The sequence below is a fragment of the Rhizobium esperanzae genome (assembly GCF_014197615.1).
Classification (GTDB): domain Bacteria; phylum Pseudomonadota; class Alphaproteobacteria; order Rhizobiales; family Rhizobiaceae; genus Rhizobium; species Rhizobium esperanzae_A.
The window spans coordinates 35,842-53,393 of sequence record NZ_JACIFY010000008.1 but is presented as its reverse complement, the minus strand read 5'-3'; the positions used below and the strand labels follow the sequence as shown (position 1 = coordinate 53,393).

The window sequence follows — 17,552 nt, the reverse complement described above, 5'->3', positions numbered from 1 at the left end:
AAAAAGTGAGCATTTCTGGGCGTAATGCTCAATATCGGCACACGTTAAATGTGCATAAGATAATGAAAGGTCTAGGTAATATTGCGTTAACAATAATTGAGAATGCGCGCTATGACATTTGCTTCCGTTTTTCTTCGAGCGACAAGAAATTTTATTGGCTGGCAATTTACAATAATACGGGATGTATCTTCTTCTGATTGTCATATTCCGGATAATCAGATTGAGCTATTGTTAAAATTTAAGTTTTTTATTGATTGTAGCATTATTGCAACTGAATTGTGCCTGGTGTTTGGTGCTGCGACTTCGGTGTCATCACCATTTACCAAGGAATTTAGGTATCGGCCTGAACTCCATTCTATCGAAATATCTTAGGTTGAGGGATGCGCTTGCGTTGCACGTATTACTGAGAGGTATACGTGAATTATGCGGTACAAATTTGCTGCGATGCAAAATATCTACCGTTGAAGCACGTCTTTTTCTTCAAAACCCAAGAATTATTGCAGGATGTCCGGCATTTTAGTGTTTCATTTTAGCTGGCGGAGAGAGGTCCACGCTTAAAAGATTTCCATTGGCGCGGGAGATCAGAGCATGACCGTCTACTACGTGAATTCAGCAACAGGGTCCGACCACAATAGCGGGACCGGCGAGAATTCAGCTTTTGCAACTTTGTCCGCTGTCGAAGCCTTGAAGCTCAATCCCGGCGACAGTGTGCTGCTGGCGGCCGGAAGCGTGTTCAACGAACAGCTCGACCTGAAATATTCGGGCAGTGTCTCCGCTCCCATCACGATCGGCAGCTATGGTGTCGGCGACGCACCGGTCATTCACAGCAGCAATGACGGTATTCACGGTTCCAAGGCGTCGAACATCGTCATCGAGAATATCAAGATTGCCGATACCGGGGCCAACGCGATCTATGCGGGGAATGTGTCGAACTGGACGGTGCGCAACGTCGAGGTGACAAATACCGGTCTTTCCGGAAAGGCCGGTTCAGTCAGCTTCCAAAGCAGCCAGAACATCACGATCGAGAACAGCACGCTGACCGGTGTGCATGCCGACGGCATCTGGATGGAAAAGGTCAACGGCGTCACTCTCATCAACAATACCGTCACCAACAGCCTCGGCAGCGCAGCCGACGCCATCCAGCTTAATGACAGCAGCAATATCCTGGTCAAGGACAATCATCTGGAGCAGACCGAGACCAATAGCGCCAAGGGCGTGCTGGTGCTGGTGCGCGCCACAAATGCGGTGGTCGAGGGTAATACGCTGGTCGGCGGCGGCTTTGGGTTGAGCGCTCAGGCGGGTACGAATATCTCGATCCACGACAACGATATTTCCGGATTTGGCGGCTACAAATGGTCCTACGGCATCGGCCTTGGTGATCAGGGCGATGCGAAGAACTACGACATCAGCGGAAACTATATTCACGACGGCGTGTGGGGCGTATCGATCAGTGCGGCGGGTTATCCAGATTATGTTCGCTCGAATATCGACGTCCATAACAATGTCTTTGACGATCTGACCTCGTCGGCGCTGAAGGTCGACAGGGCTGCAACCGGCTCTTTCCATGACAATATCGTCGACAGCCTGGTGTCGACGTCGACGATCGCTGCCGTCATTGCCGTCGCAAACACGTTCTCGGTCAGCGACACCAAGACGCTCGAACAAGCCCAGGCCGAGCTCGACAGCGCCGGCAATACATCGGGAAGTGTACAGACCCCCGCCACACCAGTTATCGAGCCGGTAATCGAAACGCACACGGCGCCCTCATCTCCGACCGTCGCTGCGAAAATTGTCGCGGTGCATGATACTCTGAAGATCTCGGCCGACACCGGCAGCGCCTATCATGGCAATCTTCTTGAAAACGATCATGCGGCTAACGGGATCGTGCTGCTTCGCCGCTTCGGTGATAGTGCGGTGGATAAACACGGTCTGACGCTGACCGGAAAATACGGTGTCATCCATATCGAGAGCGACGGCGACTATACCTACATGGTTGATGCGGCGAAAATCGCCGGCCTCAGCGGAAAGGTCAGCGAGTCCTTCCAGTACAAGATCTCCGATGGCGCTTCGCATATCGACACCGACAGCTTGAGCGTCGGCATCGATGTGGATGCATTCCATCACAGCCACATCTTGCTCTGAAGCAGACGGCTGCCGGGACGGCGTCAGCCGGCCCTTGCCGCCGACCGGTCCGTCTCGACATGTAAAGCGCGCCGCGATCGAGGATCTCTCCCCACGCTTCAGGTCCTGTTTGCGCATGTCGTTGCCGCAAAACCGCCACACAGTTTTCCGCGACATGCTTCAAACTCGGCGAAGCTGCCGTCGAAATCGACAGAGCGAAGGACGGCCAATGACAAAAATGTTCCGTCCCGCAAAAGCAAGAAAGATGTATGTTGAACCTATAGTTAATGCCCCAGTAGACATCGTGTCTATGCGCGGCCGGCGGCCAGCGCGTTGAGCCGTTATTGGGCGGTTTGGGATTTTCACTTGCTTAAACAGATATCTTTATCGTAGCGTTAAGCTAGAACCCCTAAACTGGCACGCAAAAATTGGAATTTTCGGCCATCTTTCGGTGCGATTCATATAATAAGTCGCGAGCTAGCAAGCGGAGACTCGGCGCCGATGCCGATGATCCAAATGCAACTATGTCATTGTCGGGCTTGATAGGCCCGTAACTGCGGAGCGCGCTGGCGTTTACCTGCGTGCGATGCGGTAAGAGAGGGATTACTTGGTGTTTCAGAGTTCAGCAGCGGACGTCAGCGAGCCATCCAAAGCCTTGCGAAAGTGCAAGGGAGGTCTTGTCTTCATTGGCATAGCCAGCGCGCTCATCAATATCCTCTATCTCACCAGTTCGTTTTTTATGCTTGAGGTGTATGACCGCGTCATTCCCGCCAAAAGCATACCGACGCTGGCTGCTCTGGCAATACTTGCGTTGGCCCTCTACGCTTTTCAGGGCGCGTTCGAAGTTCTCAGGAGCAGAATGCTCGTGCGCGTTGCCGGCTCGCTCGACGAGATGGTGAATGGACGCGTGTTCCGGGCGCTCATCAAGGCGCCGTTGAAGGTCAAGATCGGTGGGGACGGGCTGCAGCCGCTGCGCGACTTCGACCAGATCAGAACCTTCCTGTCCGGCATGGGGCCGACGGCGATGTTCGATCTGCCCTGGCTTCCCTTCTATGTCGTGATCTGTTTCCTGTTTCATCCGGCGATCGGATATATCGCGATCGGTGGATCGCTGGTTCTCGCCATCCTGACGTTCCTGACCAACCAGGGAACACGTACGCTGTCAAAACGGCAATCCGAAGCCGGCAATATGCGCAATGCCTTTGCGCAGACCTCGATCCGCAACTCCGAAGTCATTCACGCCATGGGCATGGCGGGCACCATGGCTGAAATCTGGGAACGCAAGAACGGCGAATACCGGAACATCACCCGGGAGGCATCGGATGTCGGGAACGGATATGCGACGCTGTCGAAGATTTTCCGTATTGCCCTGCAGTCCGGAACGCTGGCGACCGGTGCGATTCTGGTCATTCAAGGGCAGGCCTCCTCAGGCATTATCATCGCCGGCTCCATTCTGACGTCCCGCGCTCTGGCGCCTGTCGAAGCAGCGATCGGAAATTGGCGCGGTTTCGTTTCCGCCCAGCAAAGCTGGGCGCGGCTTGCGAATCTGTTGAAAACCATTCCGGAAATTCCGGCTCCGCTGGCGCTTGCTGCGCCCTCCAAGCAGGTGACGGTCGAGGGTTTGGCAAGTGGACCGCCCGCGGGCCAGCGTCTGGTCATTTCCGATGTCAGCTTCGGCTTGAGGGCAGGAAGCGCCCTCGGGGTTATCGGTTACAGCGCCTCGGGCAAGTCGTCACTGGCGCGGGCGATGATGGGTGTCTGGCCGACCGTCAGGGGATCCATTCGCCTCGATGGCGCAGCACTCGATCAGTGGGATGGCGACGCGCTTGGCCGGCATATCGGTTATCTCCCGCAGGATGTGGAGCTTTTCTCGGGAACCGTCGCGCAGAATATCTGCCGCTTCGCCAAGGAAATGTCGCCTGAGGCGGTAGTTGCCGCGGCGAGGGCAGCGCGTGTTCACGATCTCATTCTTCGTCTGCCGAACGGATACGAAACCGAAATCGGCGAAGGCGGGGCCGCGCTTTCGGCCGGCCAGAGACAGCGCATCGCGCTTGCAAGAGCGCTTTACGGCGAACCGTTCCTCGTGGTGCTCGACGAACCGAACTCCAATCTCGATGAAGAAGGCGAGCGGGCGCTCAGTGCTGCGATCATGAGCGTGCGCGCACGCGGCGGCATCGTTGTCGTCATCGCCCATCGATCCGGGGTTCTGGCAGTGTGCGATTTCGTGCTGATGATGCAGGACGGCCGGATGATCGCATTCGGTCCCAAGGAAGAAGTGCTGGCACGGGTCAGCCGACCCGAAGCGGCGCGGACGCCGATTGCTGATCGCGTCGCTCAGCTCAAAGTCGTCGTCGACGGCATGAATGCGGCCGAATAGGCCGAGGAGAAGATTGTGAGTAAAGTCATCAGCGAATCGAAACGCTCCCTCAATCGTCATGTCGCTATTGTCGGCGCGTTGTCTATCGCTCTCGTGTGCGGCATTGGCGGTTGGGCGGCAACGACGGAGCTTTCCAGCGCCGTCATCGGCGAAGGTGTGGTTGTCGTCAACGGCGACGTGAAGAAGGTCCAGCATCTGACCGGCGGCATCGTGTCGAAGCTGTTGGTTGCGGAAAACGACCATGTGACGGCTGGACAGGTTCTGATACAGCTCGATGGCACGACGACAAAGGCGCAACTCTCGATCGTCGAGAGCACGCTCGCCCAGCTTTACGCGCGCCGCGCCCGGCTGAAGGCCGAACGGATTGACGCCGAGTCATTCAATGTCGAGGAAAACATCAGCGATCTGACATCCAGCAGCGCGGCGCGGGATCTGTTGGACGGCGAGACGAAATTGTTCGACAGCCGCAGATCGGCACTGATCGGCATGAAGAGCCAGTTGGCGTCGCGCAAGGATCAGCTGGCCGAGCAGATCAAGGGGTTGGTCGTTCAGATCAATGCGACCAACGATTCGCTCGGCCTGATCGAACAGGAACTCGAGGGCGTCGATACGCTCTACAAGAAAGGGCTGGTGACGCTCCAGCGTTTGAATTCGCTGAAGCGCGCCCGCGCCGAACTCCAGGGTAACAGCGGCCAGGAAATCGCGGCAAAGGCAGAGGCTGAGGGCAAGTCAATCGAGCTCGATCGCCAGACAATCCAGCTGGACGAGGACCGTCGTTCGGAGATCGCGAAGGAACTGACCGACGTCGAGGCGAAGATCGCCGAAAATGAAGAACGTCGCGGAACCGCGATCGATCAGCTTCGCCGCCTCGACATTACCGCGCCGCTCAGTGGGCGCGTTCACGAACTCTCTATTCACACGGTCAATGGCGTCATCAATCCCGGCGAGACGCTGATGCTCGTCGTTCCCGAGAACGAAGACCTGACGGTTGAGGCGAAAGTCGCCACCCGCGACATCGACCAGGTCCATGTCGGCCAGTCCGTCGATGTGCGTTTCAGTGCCTTCGATCAGCGTACGACGCCTGACGTGCGCGGCGAGATCACCTCGATTGCGCCTGACATCGTCAAGGATGAGCGGACGGGCATCAGCTATTACCCCCTTCGCGTCAAGCCGGAGGCTGCAAGCATCGCCAAGCTGAAGTCAATAAAGCTCTATCCGGGCATGCCGGCGGAAGTCTTTATCAAGATCGGCGACAGGAACGTTATCTCTTATCTTACCAAGCCGCTGACCGATCAGATGCAGCACGTATTTCGTGAGGAGTGATTGGCGGCGTACCGCGTCGCCAACGCTTCAAAGAAGCCGTTGTCATCGATCTCGCTCTTCTGCATAATTTCTGAAATCGGAACCGATTGAGAAATATGCAGTGATTCAAAGCGTTCCAGCATCTTTCAGGCCTCTGAAAAGAAGCGCGGTTCTGTGGTGAGCGATGTGTCACGATCGAACAGCGATGCGCGGCCGTTTCGCGAAATGGTCCCCAGCCTGCTGCAAGGTCTCCTCATGATCGGTTTGCGGCTTTGGCGAGCAATGCCAATGGCGAGACGACCGGCTTATGGGCTGGTTTTGCTTTTTACCTGTTGCGCGATGTTTTCGGTGACTGGGAATAGTAATGCCGAGGGCCTTCCGCCGTTGAAAATAGTAGCTTTCGGCACATCCTTGACGGCTCGCGGGGGATGGCAGCCTGCTCTCGAGACGGAGCTTGCAGCCTGCCTGCAACGACCTGTGAACGTCGAGAGCGTTGCAAAGAGCGGCGAGACGACGCTATGGGCTCTCACCCAGCTTGACCGCGTCGTTGCCGGGCAGCCGGATATCGTTCTGATCGAGCTTTATGCCAACGATGCAGCCTTGCAGCGGTTCGTGTCGCTTGCGCAAAGCCGCAAGAATATCGGCGACATCCTCGACCAGCTTCGGCAGCGCCTGCCGCGGGCGCGGATCATCGTCATGGCGATGAACCCGTTTTCGGGAATGCGTGGCCTGATCCGTCCCTTTGTCGGAAGTTACATCGCGGCCCATCAGGCCGAGGCTGAGGTACGGGGTCTGGAGTTTGTCGACCACCAGCCCAACTGGCAGCGTCTGACGCCGGGGGACCTGGCTGCAGCCATCCCCGATGGCGCCCATCCTCTGCCTGACATCGCTTCCAAAATCATCGTGCCGGAACTTGTCAAACAGATTGCCGGCGGCAATTGCAAAGAATGACAGATCCGCGGGGGCTTGGGTTCAGACCGCCGCGAGATAGCCTTTGAGGTATTTGACCAGCGAAGTCCGCCCGGCCTCGGACGGGTCCTCGTGAGAGGGACTGTCCAGATCATCGAGAAGATAGTTTTTGAGATCCTCGTCGCTATGCGCGACATAGATGCCGGGCCGGCCGGCGAGCTGGCCTACCGTGGCGAGCTGATGATCGTTGCGATGCTCGCCAAGGGACGCCTGCCGGGGAACGAGAATGATCGGTTTTCCAAAACGTTTTGCGGTCAGCACCGTGCCAATTCCCGCATGAGAAACGATAACGCTCGCATCGAAAAAGACCCTGTCGAAGTCCGCGGGCTCGATATTCTTGATCCATTTCATGTTCTGGGGCGTGTAGGTGCCCTTGCCGATCTGCGCCAGAACCGGCCTCGACAGATCCTTTGCAAAAGTGTCGACAGCCTTGACGAGGCGATCGAACGGCAGCTGCGTTCCGACGGTGACAAGGATCAAAGCACAGCTCCTGCGTAGTGGGGACCATCCGGCCGTGACAAATGTTGCCACTGCGTCAGCCAGAGCGTCGCGATACGGCCAGCCAGTTTCCCTGACAGGGACAGCTTCTCGACATTGGCGACGCTGTCGATCCAGATCGTCCGCTTGCCCGTCAATTTGCCGGCAAGCAGGCAAAAAAGTCCGGGCGCGGCACCGGTGGAGATGATGACATCAGGCCTGTGTCTGATGACGATGGAGAAGGCGCTGAAAAAGCAGCGGATCGACATCGTAATCGAGTCGCGGCTGCAATCGGGAAGCACCAGACCGTCGCGAATGTCATATTTGGCAAGCAGACCCGGAATGGTCGTTGCAAAGACGATATCGCAGCCCTCGAACGCGCCGCGCATAGCCATCAGCTGCTCCCAATGGCCGCCTCCTGACGAGGCAGCGAGAACCTTTAATTTTTTCTCAGCCATAGACAGGCATCTCCTATATTTGACCGATGACATGTGTGAGGAACGGTTCTGTTCGAACAGCGGTCATGTCAAGATAGTTCCGCGGAACTGTACCATTTTTGGCCGGGTTGGTTGAAGCCTTGAAGTTCATGGGCGGCCAATCACACAGGATATGTCCGGTTGGAACGTCGAAAGCGTCAAAGCTCATCTGAACATGCTCCAAACAGTCTCAAAGAGCGGCATTGGGCTTATATTCCTGGTACGAATGTCCGAGAATGCCGTTGACCATGCCGGCGCCGCGCAGAACATGGGTGAGGGCGCGCATGCCCCAGTAGGGTGAAATCAAGATCGCCGGCAGCATGACCAGTCCAAGCAGCACTCGCGTGGCACCATAAGCGGCGCGATAAATCCGGCGCTTGAGATTGCCATGCAGAACCTCGCTGACGGCGAAGGTATTGCCGAGTCGGTACTGTCTTTGCAACACCCATTTCCAGGTCATCCGGTTCGCAGGAACGATGTCATAGACCAGCGCCTTGTCAGCCCAGAAAATCTGCATGCCGCGGCGGACGGCCTGATTGAAGAAAAGATAGTCCGTGCCGCCGGTGAAGCGCATCTTCTCCTCAAAACGAAGGTTCCATGAGCGGATCAGGGGATAGTCGAACATGACATTGTTCGAAGCCGCATAACCGATACGCTGGCCGTCCATGTTCTTCTTGCGCTCGAATACCCTGGCCTTGATGAAATATTCCGGCGGGTTTTCGGGATAGACCGGCTGGACGGGGCCGTAGACGCAATCGGCGCTGCTTTTCTCGCGGGTCTCCAGCATTGCATCAAGCCAGCCGTCGACCGGCCATTCGTCGTCGTCGAGAAAGCAGAAGAGATCGGTGCCGGGAGGTGCCGAATCCAGCGCGCGGTTGCGCGCAAAGGGTATGCCCTGGTTCTGTTCGACGACGTAGATCAGATCGTAGGCGCCGGTCTGGCCAAACCCCTCCACCGTTGCCTTCGCGCTGCCGGCCGCATCATTGTCGACGATCACCATGGTGAGATGATAGGGGCGAGCCTCGTGCCTGATCTGGCGCGTCATGACGTCGAGCAGCTTGGCGATCCCGTCCAGGCGCCGATAGGTCAGCACGCCGACGGCGATCTTCAATGGCGCGGTGCGCGCTGCAGTATCGGCGGATGAAGGCGGGAGAGTTTCTTGCTGGTTCATGCCTGTCCTCTCCGCAGCATATTTCCCAAACGCTTGCGCGCCGCCATCAGGGCCACTTCGGTTGCGGCAGTATCGCCGAACGGGCCGCCGGCGACCGTATTGCGCGCTTCGCTCCTGAGCTTCAGCAGTGACGTCGTTTCGGCAATGCCGCCGGCCACCAGGCTCTTGCCGAGCGCCTGCAGCCCATCATAACGACGCGCCAGCTCCAGCCCTGTGGCGATCATGATGCGCGGGCGCAATGTTTTTGCCCTGCTCGTGCCGGTATAGCGGTTCGACGCATGAATGCGCTGGAAGGTCAGCGGTGTTTCGACGATGGCGCCGCGGCCGAGATAGGCTGCGGCAAACTTGATATAGTTGTCGCTGAGGACGACGTCTGTCGCAACCGACATCGGCAGGATCTGCGACAGCAGGCTGCGTCGGAAACTCAGGCCCGATGTCGGAACCGGAAGCGAGGGAAAGCCGCCGTTGCGAAGCGTATCCCGCTTGTCGAAGAGCGTCGCCTGCAGTTGCGCCGGAGGCTGGTCGCCTTCATCGGTCGTCACCCGATCGAAACACCAGTCGATCTCGTTGCGATCGTAGATCTCGGCGATCCCGGCGAGTTTACCGGGCAGAAACGCATCATCGGCATCGAGGAGAAACAGGATATCGCCGCTCGCGGCCGCAAAACCCGCATTGAAGCTCGAGGCCTGGCCGCCGTTTTCCTTCAACACCGGCAGGATCTTCTCGCCATAGGAGGCGAGAATCTGCCTGGAATCATCCGTCGAGCCGTCGTCGACGACGATCACTTCAAAGTCGGGATAGGCTTGCGACAGAACACTGTCGATGCATGGGCGCAAAAAGCGCCCATAGTTGAAATTATTGATCAGCACCGAGAGTTTCAAAATTACCGCCTCCTGGGCCAATCGATCACTGCGCCAGCGTCGCGGGCGCATACCTGCGAATTCCGGCACGATATCCACGCATGTAGTAATATTTCCAAATCGCCCAAAAACGCTTCTTGGATCGTGGCAACGGATAAAGCAGAGCTGCTCGTAACGCCCAGTTGGCGCTTTCCACCCACGTTCGGAGTGGAACACCTGCTATCCGCGAGCCGGAAGGAACGTCCAGCGGAAAGAGCGCCGGAACCCCGTAGCCCAACCGTTCCCCACGCTTCTGAACCCATTCTTCGCGAACGCTCGACGCAGCAATCCAGTGATGAACAACCGCCTCCGCACAGCGGTATGCCTTCACGCCGCGTGAGGCCAATCGCATGATGATATCCTGGTCTTCGCCCATTGCGAAAAGTCCGCCGGGAACCGGTCCGATATCTTCCCTGTAACGGGTATCTTTCAAAGCTTCGCGTCTTACAGCCGTGTTAGGACCCCACACTTTCGTCGCCTCACATGGGCCACTGACCGCATCATCGACAATTGCAAATGTGGAACCCATAGGGATCCAATCCAGGAAGGGTTCACCTTTGGGGCTATGCTCCCACTCCGGCAGGATCCGGCCCCCGAAAACCCCGTAATCGGGATTGGTGGCCGCACAGTCCAGAATCGCAGAGAGCCAGTCGGGTTCGGCGCATATATCGTCGTCTGTCAGAACGACGATATCGCCCTTCGCGTGCTCCAGTGCAAGATTCATTGCGCCGGACTTTCCCGCTTTTCTTTGTTCAAGTATGGTTATTGGAAGCTTTTCTCGATACTCGTTAAATACTTCCTTGGTCCTGTCGCTGCTATTGTTGTCGACTGCAATGATTTCCCATTGAGTTTGGGGCAATTTCTGCCTCGTCAGCGACTCCAACATTTGCCTAAGGCGACGTTTCTCGCCATTGTAAGAGGAAAAAACTACGCTGATCAGGGGCAATGTCCAGCTCCTTCTATGGGATATATTGCGTCTATTGGGGCGTATTTCTGGAGTATTTGAGGTATCCAAAAAATCCGTGCAATTCCCAGTAAAATGAACCGCGGTCCTTAAAGGCTGTGCGAATGCGCCAACTGACCATTTGGCGCGCAAGCTTAAATGCCTTTTCGGTGAATATCAGCTTGGCAAAAACCGCGCCACGGCCCAGCGAATATCCCTTCAGCAGTTTTGCTACGTCTTCTTCTTTTCGCCCGTGATGGTGCCGCACATGCGCTTCCGGCCAGTAAATTCCATACCAACCCGCATTCAGTGTGCGCAGCACGGCATCGAAATCTTCTGCTGGGAAGTGGGCGCCGGCGCCGAAGATGGGGTCGAAATTGTGAATGGATTGCAGGACCTCTTTGCGGAACGCCATGCAGGCACCTTGGATATGGCCGGGCGGCACGAAAGTAAGTTTGAAATAGGTCATCGGCCGCTCGTCGTAACGTACGGTCATCAGCGCATCCGTTTCATCGAAGAGTGTGATGCGACCGCCTACAAAACCGATATCCTTCCACTTGAAAGGCAGGGTTATTTCGGTGAGAAAATTTGGGTCAACGTAACAATCGTCGTCGGTGAAAACGAATATATCGCCTTTGCCCGCGTTAACTCCGGCATTGCGAGCGTTGGCAAGGCCCGGGGTCCGTTCGACAACCTCATGGACTGGAAAAGTCGCTTTCGCTGCAAAATCCGCGATGACTTCCGAAGTGTTATCCTTGGAGCCGTTGTTGACGATGATAATCTCGAAGTTTCCATCATAAATCAAACCATGAAAGTACTCGAGAGCTTGTGCAAGCTGATTTGCCCTGTCGCGGGTGGAAAGAACGATAGAAATCATGCACGCGAGTCCCTGTTTAGTTCAGCGGAAATGAAGCGAAAGGCATCTTCGGGGGTCTTCATCGTGAAAACGCCTTCTGTATTGGCTGTCCAAGCCTCGATAAAGCTGCTGAGCTTTCCGTAGCTATTGTCGAGCACGACATGATTGAGACCGAGGAGCGTTGAAAGGATGTGAGCGTGAAGCCGGTCGGTCAAGACCCAGCGCCCGGAGGAGAGCATGGCAAGTCCTCGGTCGAGCCGATCGGTGGCCATCAGATGGAAACCGAAATTTCGATAGTTGCTGCGACGCAGCGCTCCCCATCGGGCAGCTTTCAACCGTGTTAGATGATCAGGGTGGCGTAAGCGTTCGATCTTTGCCGCATCTTCCTGCAGCCAGTCCGAACTTTCGTAGCGCAAATTTCCGCTGCTTCCAGTTGACGCGGCATCATAGCCTATCTTTTCGTCGTCTGTTCGCATCAGGCAGAAAATATCAACCTTTTCCCTCACAGGCCTTTCTATAGGGCCAAGGATGAAGGCCATATCCGGGCATAGTTCGACACGGCAATCGAAGTGCTGTTTGGCAAATTCCAGGCTTTTATGATCGCGAACCAGCATGGAGAAATTGCCGTGTTCGGCAATGGCGCGGGCTGTTTGGGCCATCCGGCCCATGTCCTTGAAGTAAAGTGATTGCGGTAACTGAATAACCTGATGGCCTTTGGTTCGGCGCAGAAGTTCTTCTCGCCAGGCATGGTGCTCGGGATAGACATCGCCGAAGTTGCCTCCGCCATGAAGGAAAATCGGGCCGTCCGGCAGGTTGCGGACAGTATCGTCAATTGAGTGCCGCGTGATGGCGGTCACGAGTGATGGGTGTTTCCCATGCTGCTCCAAGAAGTATTTCGTCTCACCCAGCCAAATCGCGCTGTCGCCGACGTTGGGATGGTCGGGAAAGTCCAGCAGAGAAAAGCTGTCGAATTTCGGAATGAAATCTGCCAGGACCTTTTCGATCGTCCGCTTCAGTAACGTAACTCTCTCGTGTTTGGTTTGCGTTTTGCTCATATTTTCATTGAGAGTCATGTCTTATCGCTCCCTTTAGAGAGTTCACATTTTCAATCAGCCACCGTCGACCAATTGCGAAGATCGAGAGAAAATAAACTAGTGCGCCCGTGAAGATCAGAAGAACAACTTCGATCGGATTGGGATCCAAATATTTCTTTCCGACGAGTAGCACGACAACCATTATTCCAGAGCATATGATTGGATAGGATAGCTCCTTCATTACTGCGAGTGGTTCAATACCGGAAAACTTTTGTAGCAGCCTGAGCTGAAGCGGTAAGGTAAGATATGCCCTGATGACATATGCAAGCGCCACATATTCGAGGCCGAATTGGGCGCCAACCACCGAGAATACCGTGGTGAGAGCGAGTTGAAGCAGAGCTAGTCTGGACATCGCGACGGATGCGCCGAGCGCTTGCAACGCCGGCCCCACAAGAAAGTTCAGGCAGAATGGGATAGCCAGCCAGCCTAGAATTTGGGCGGCAGGTCCTGCGTATGCCCACTTATGGCCGAAAGTCAGGGTGATAATCTCGGGACCGAGGGCGGCAAACCCGGCGATCGCCGGCATGGTGAGAAACGATGCGAGGCCTTGGAGGCGAAGATAGGCTCTCCTAAAGGCAACCTTATCATTCTGGAGGCGAGAAAGCGTTACGCTTGTGACCCCTCCGATAGGTCCGAACGTTGTTTGCACTATCACATCGATAAGGCGCCAGGAAACGCGATAGCTAGCTGCTGCTGCAAGACCGAGGAAGCGCGAGACTACCACGTCCTGCACACGCACCAGCAAAAGCCAGGAGATTTGCGTTGCGGTGACACCCATACCGAACGAAAAGATTGGCCAAAGGCGCGTGAGCGAGACTTTGAATGTCGGGCGCCACGCCACGGATGTCCACCAGAAGAACAAGCCCAGCAACTCGGCGACGGCGATTTGGATGAACAGGCTCCACGTCCCCATACCCTCAAATGCAGCTGCCACCCCGGAAACGCCGCCGATCGTCGTTGTGATGACCGTTCTCAACGCCAGCGCCTTATGGCCGAACTCGCGCGTCTTTATGCTGAGGTGCACCACGCTAAGCGAACCAACTATCATGACGCCGGAGAGCGCCTGGAGGAGCGGCACGACCTCGGGTGCGCGGATTATCATAGAATATGGAATCGACAATGCTGCGAGAGCTGCCGCGCCGATAGTTGAGAAGGCTAGGGCTCCCCAGAAAACGGTATCCAGTAGCTCAGAGTCAACCGTCGGAGCGCGCACAATAGCCTCACCCAGACCCGCGCCGGCGATCATACGCACAATCTGATACATCACAGCCGCAACGGAAAAGGTGCCGAACTGGGCTGGTTCCAACATCCGCGCTAAAATAACGAAAAAGACAAACTGCGCAAAATTGACATAGCCCAGGCGGATGAAATTCCAAAAAGTAGAATAAAGCGTCTTCTTTTTCAGGGCGTGAGGCCTAATGCCTTCACTTGATGATGACTCAAAATTCATTCAAGCTCCGATATGAAGATAGTTGCGTTGGATTCTGAGTATTTGGATGGCTTCCCGATCCTGGGCTCATGCGTCCGTATCGGCTGATAATTTCTATGTCGCTGCGGATGATCTTTGCCGGATTGCCGGCCACCAGCGAACGCGGCGGAACGCTCTTGGTCACCACCGAGCCGGAACCGATGACGCATTCGTCACCGATTTCGACGCCGGGCAAGATGATGCTGCGGGCGCCGATGAAGCAGCGTTTGCCGATTCTCGTATGAAGATAGAGCCCGCGCGTGAGATCGTGGGTGAGGATCGCCGCCTCGAAGGCGACATAGGTTTCAGCACCGATATGCAATCCCTTCGGATTGGTCTTGTCGAACCGCACGCTCAGCGAAAAGCTGGCGGTCGGATCGATGTCCATTCCCCAGAACTTCGTATAATAGAGCCATTTGACGGTCACAATTCCGTTCCGCAGCGGCCGAAATACGTTCAGTCCCCACTTCGGCTTTTTTCCTTTATGCACCATCAAGTCCGACCCCGGCTGGAAAATTCGTCTAGCACGGAACTGTAATAGTCCTCGAGCATCCCCGTCTGACGACGTAAGTCGAAGCGCTCGGCCACCAGAAGCGGTGCCCGCGCGCTGAAGGCTGTCCACAGAGCCTGGTCGTTGAGCAGTCTTCCGACCGCTTCCGCCATTCCTGCGACATCCCGCTCCTCCACGAGATAACCAGTTTTCCCCTCTTCGATCGCTTCGCCCACGCCTCCCGAGCGAAATGCGACGACCGGAGTCCCGACGGCTTCCGCCTCCAGATTGGCGAGGCCAAAAGCTTCCGCGTGACCATTGTCGAGGGTCACGCTTCCATGGAGATAAAGCTCTGCACTGGCCAGCAGATCCCTTATCTCAGTCTGCGACAGATTTTCATGGATCGTGACGCTTGGCAAGGAACGACGCGCCAGTGCTTCGATTTCCTCTTTCAACGGACCCTGGCCGACCATGACGAATTCAACCGGAGTGCCCGCAGCCGCCACGCGGGACAGCGCGTCGATCATGAATCGATGGCCCTTGTAGTCGACGAATCGAGCAATTGAAACCACCAATCCCTTTTTTCGGGGCCGGGGCTCCATTTTGAAGAGATCGAGATCGATGCCGATATGATGGCGAAAGACCCGGTCGGCGCGAAAGCCGAGCGCCAGCAACCGGTCGCGGATGAAGTCGGAAACGGCGATGTTCCAGCTGTTCCAGCCGGCCATCTCGCTGCGGCCCTTGGCGAAGAAGCGCACCTGATTGAAGCCGCCGGGCTTTTTCGGGTCGCCGCCATAGGTAGCGTCGAAACCGTGGAAAGTCGTGACCAGCGGCTTGCCGGCGGCACGAGCCAAGGGCCCGATGACATAACCGTTCTTGCCGAAATGGGCGTGAACGAGATCGGCTTTGTCGATCGCCGGAAAGAGGAAGGGCAGGCCGATCTGCGGGATTTTCAGAAGCAGTTCACCGGCCCGCGCAACGGGAGACCGACGGATGTCATGAACCGGAACCGTGGATTTTTTGGTATGGGCGGAAGAGATTCGCGAGCCGGCAAGAATTTCAGCTTCGAACGAACGAAAGGCCACCGCCTGGTTGAGAACAAAAGCCTGGCTGGCAGGCAAAAACTTTTCCACGTAAATGACGGCTTTTCTCATGAATCTATCGACGTCTCCGTTGTCGTCTTGCGCATCACATCGCCTCTATTGCCCGTCGGATGCCATCAACCGCACTTCTCGGCGTATTGCTTTCGTCGTAAAGATTAACGCGCTTCGTGCACGCCGCATCCGGATCGGCGCCCTTCTCATCGGGCTCGCCGTATCTTTCCGACATGCCCCATACCGTCACGCCTTTCAAGTCGCCACGCTCGGCCGCCACAGCGATCACGTCACCGAAAATATCGGCGTATGACGCCGGCGAAAAGCCTTTGTCGCGGTTCAGGAAGTGGCAGGACGCATCGAGCTCGGTGATGAAAACGCCGATCCCCATGTCCTTCAGGGCCACGCAGAACCGCCCCATTCCTTCCGGGTCGATCCGGTCGAGGCCGGGGCGGAAATGCGCCTGCAGCCCCACTGCGTTGATCGGCGTTTTCCGGGCGACGAGATCCTCGACGATTTTCAGGATGCGCCCCCGCTTCTGTTCGAACACGTCGGATTTCTTCTCCAGATGCGTTTCGTTGAGCACCAGCGTCGCACCGGGATTGGCCTGATGTGCCATGTCGAAACTCATACGTATATAATCGTCGCCAAGAAGGCGGCGGAAAACACAATCCCGCAGATCCGGCGCATCATACTCCAACGGCTCGTTCACCACATCCCAAGCGTCGATCGAGTTCTTATAGCGAGTGACAACCTGTTTTATATGACGGTTCATCGCCGCCTGAATGGTCTTCGCGTCGGTGATATCGGACACCCATTCGGGGACGCGATACCAGATCAGCGTATGGCCATAAACCTTCATGTTGTTTTTTCGAGCAAATGCAACTATCCGATCGGCGCTTGCGAAGCTGAAAACACCCGGCCTCTTTTCCGTCGCAGTCCATTTCAGCTCGTTTCGCGGCGTTATCGAATTGACGTTGCGGATGTAGATCTCGGAAGCGATCGGATCGCTGATGTTCTGCAGGTCGATTGCCGATCCGAATCGGAATGCCTTGCTGTCGGCGAGGGCGCGCAGCCCTTTTTCCGGAGGCATCTGCGCCAGGGCCTGGCCTGCGCGGACATACAACAGGGCGAGCGGAACCGAGGCGAGGAAACGTCTTCTCTTCATTCTATCTCTCAACTGTTGGCTTTTTTCATGTCTGCGGCGGAATTTCAAAGGGCCGGGCTCGCCAAACGGTCGATCGCGAAGTTCGCGTTCAATTCGGCAGAGTAATGCAACCTCGAATATAGTTTCGCCATGGGGGATATTGTCAGTCTCTGCTAGACGTGCCGGCCTGCTCCAAGATATGAATCGTTTTGGAGGGCGCTCGTGATGGAAGAGTGGACTAGCTACCTGCTAAGCTGTTTTCATATTGCATTGCAAAATGCCGTTTTTTTTATGGCGGCGGTTCGAAACGACCTGGCTTTTCTCGCTGATTGGCAGTTCGCAGCCCTTGTTCTCGGCGTCATCGGCATCATTGTCCTCCTGATTGCCGCGCTCGTCAGAATGTCCCGGCGGTTACGCCGATCGGAGATCGTCATCCGGTCGCTGAACGACGATCTTGCGCAGGCCAAGCAGGATCTCAATGTCGAGCGGGTCTGGCGCCTGGCGGGCGGGGACAGCACCGAACGGCCGAGCGCGGACAGTCTGCAAGAGCTTTACAAGATTTTGGCGAGACATCACGACGATGCAAGTTCTATGGCGTGATAAGTCGGCGCACGGCGTGCGGCCGAAAACCGAAAGCGCGTCGCATCGAACTTGATTCATGCATTGCG

16 protein-coding genes are annotated in these 17,552 nt (G+C 56.2%); 5 read left to right on the top strand and 11 right to left on the bottom strand.

Going from position 1 to position 17,552, the window contains the following annotated elements; all coding sequences use genetic code 11:
* Positions 1–588 precede the first annotated feature (588 nt).
* The 4 genes from GGD57_RS12545 to GGD57_RS12530 all read left to right on the top strand — a co-directional run bounded on the left by GGD57_RS12545 (position 589) and on the right by GGD57_RS12530 (position 6,751).
* Positions 589–2,142 carry a right-handed parallel beta-helix repeat-containing protein gene (locus tag GGD57_RS12545; RefSeq protein WP_184470127.1) on the top strand — a complete coding sequence of 518 codons (1,554 nt, stop codon included), beginning with the start codon at positions 589–591 and terminating at the stop codon, positions 2,140–2,142.
* A gap of 589 nt (positions 2,143–2,731) precedes the next feature.
* Positions 2,732–4,498: a type I secretion system permease/ATPase gene (locus GGD57_RS12540; protein WP_184470125.1), complete on the top strand. Its 1,767-nt coding sequence runs from the start codon at positions 2,732–2,734 to the stop codon at positions 4,496–4,498.
* 15 nt (positions 4,499–4,513) lie between these two features.
* Positions 4,514–5,821, top strand: a complete 1,308-nt coding sequence (locus GGD57_RS12535) for an HlyD family type I secretion periplasmic adaptor subunit (RefSeq protein WP_184470123.1) — start codon at positions 4,514–4,516, stop codon at positions 5,819–5,821.
* Between the two features lie 234 nt (positions 5,822–6,055).
* Positions 6,056–6,751 (top strand): SGNH/GDSL hydrolase family protein, encoded by a 696-nt coding sequence (locus tag GGD57_RS12530; RefSeq protein ID WP_184470421.1) that lies wholly within the window; start codon positions 6,056–6,058, stop codon positions 6,749–6,751.
* A gap of 21 nt (positions 6,752–6,772) precedes the next feature.
* Here the strand turns inward: GGD57_RS12530 and GGD57_RS12525 are convergent, their stop codons facing one another.
* The 11 genes from GGD57_RS12525 to GGD57_RS12475 form a co-directional block, all read right to left on the bottom strand.
* The gene (locus GGD57_RS12525) at positions 6,773–7,249 is read right to left on the bottom strand and encodes a glycosyltransferase (RefSeq protein WP_184470121.1); all 477 of its coding nucleotides are present in this window, start codon (positions 7,247–7,249) and stop codon (positions 6,773–6,775) included.
* Positions 7,246–7,704, bottom strand: coding sequence for a glucuronosyltransferase (locus GGD57_RS12520; protein WP_085738073.1), 459 nt, complete (start codon positions 7,702–7,704; stop codon positions 7,246–7,248). The genes GGD57_RS12525 and GGD57_RS12520 overlap by 4 nt, the downstream gene beginning before the upstream one ends.
* Before the next feature lie 208 nt (positions 7,705–7,912).
* Positions 7,913–8,893, bottom strand: coding sequence for a glycosyltransferase family 2 protein (locus GGD57_RS12515; RefSeq protein ID WP_184470119.1), 981 nt, complete (start codon positions 8,891–8,893; stop codon positions 7,913–7,915).
* Positions 8,890–9,774: a glycosyltransferase family 2 protein gene (locus GGD57_RS12510; RefSeq protein ID WP_184470117.1), complete on the bottom strand. Its 885-nt coding sequence runs from the start codon at positions 9,772–9,774 to the stop codon at positions 8,890–8,892. The genes GGD57_RS12515 and GGD57_RS12510 overlap by 4 nt, the downstream gene beginning before the upstream one ends.
* 25 nt (positions 9,775–9,799) lie before the next feature.
* Entirely contained in the window at positions 9,800–10,678 is an 879-nt protein-coding gene (locus GGD57_RS12505; RefSeq protein WP_246713645.1) for a glycosyltransferase, read from the bottom strand.
* A gap of 91 nt (positions 10,679–10,769) precedes the next feature.
* Positions 10,770–11,612: a glycosyltransferase gene (locus GGD57_RS12500; protein ID WP_184470113.1), complete on the bottom strand. Its 843-nt coding sequence runs from the start codon at positions 11,610–11,612 to the stop codon at positions 10,770–10,772.
* On the bottom strand, positions 11,609–12,664 hold the full coding sequence (locus GGD57_RS12495) for a polysaccharide pyruvyl transferase family protein (protein WP_184470111.1): 1,056 nt from the start codon (positions 12,662–12,664) through the stop codon (positions 11,609–11,611). The genes GGD57_RS12500 and GGD57_RS12495 overlap by 4 nt, the downstream gene beginning before the upstream one ends.
* A complete protein-coding gene (locus tag GGD57_RS12490) occupies positions 12,651–14,135 on the bottom strand; it encodes a lipopolysaccharide biosynthesis protein (protein WP_184470109.1) in 1,485 nt (494 codons plus the stop codon). The genes GGD57_RS12495 and GGD57_RS12490 overlap by 14 nt, the downstream gene beginning before the upstream one ends.
* Positions 14,125–14,646, bottom strand: a complete 522-nt coding sequence (locus GGD57_RS12485; protein ID WP_246713644.1) for an acyltransferase — start codon at positions 14,644–14,646, stop codon at positions 14,125–14,127. The genes GGD57_RS12490 and GGD57_RS12485 overlap by 11 nt, the downstream gene beginning before the upstream one ends.
* On the bottom strand, positions 14,646–15,797 hold the full coding sequence (locus GGD57_RS12480) for a glycosyltransferase (RefSeq protein WP_184470107.1): 1,152 nt from the start codon (positions 15,795–15,797) through the stop codon (positions 14,646–14,648). Before GGD57_RS12480 ends, GGD57_RS12485 begins: the two co-directional genes overlap by 1 nt.
* A gap of 34 nt (positions 15,798–15,831) precedes the next feature.
* The gene (locus tag GGD57_RS12475) at positions 15,832–16,905 is read right to left on the bottom strand and encodes an endo-1,4-beta-xylanase (RefSeq protein WP_184470419.1); all 1,074 of its coding nucleotides are present in this window, start codon (positions 16,903–16,905) and stop codon (positions 15,832–15,834) included.
* A 204-nt stretch (positions 16,906–17,109) separates the two neighbouring features.
* Here GGD57_RS12475 and GGD57_RS12470 point away from each other — a divergent pair, with 204 nt between their 5' ends.
* Positions 17,110–17,484, top strand: coding sequence for a hypothetical protein (locus GGD57_RS12470; protein WP_184470105.1), 375 nt, complete (start codon positions 17,110–17,112; stop codon positions 17,482–17,484).
* The last annotated feature ends 68 nt before the right edge of the window (positions 17,485–17,552 follow it).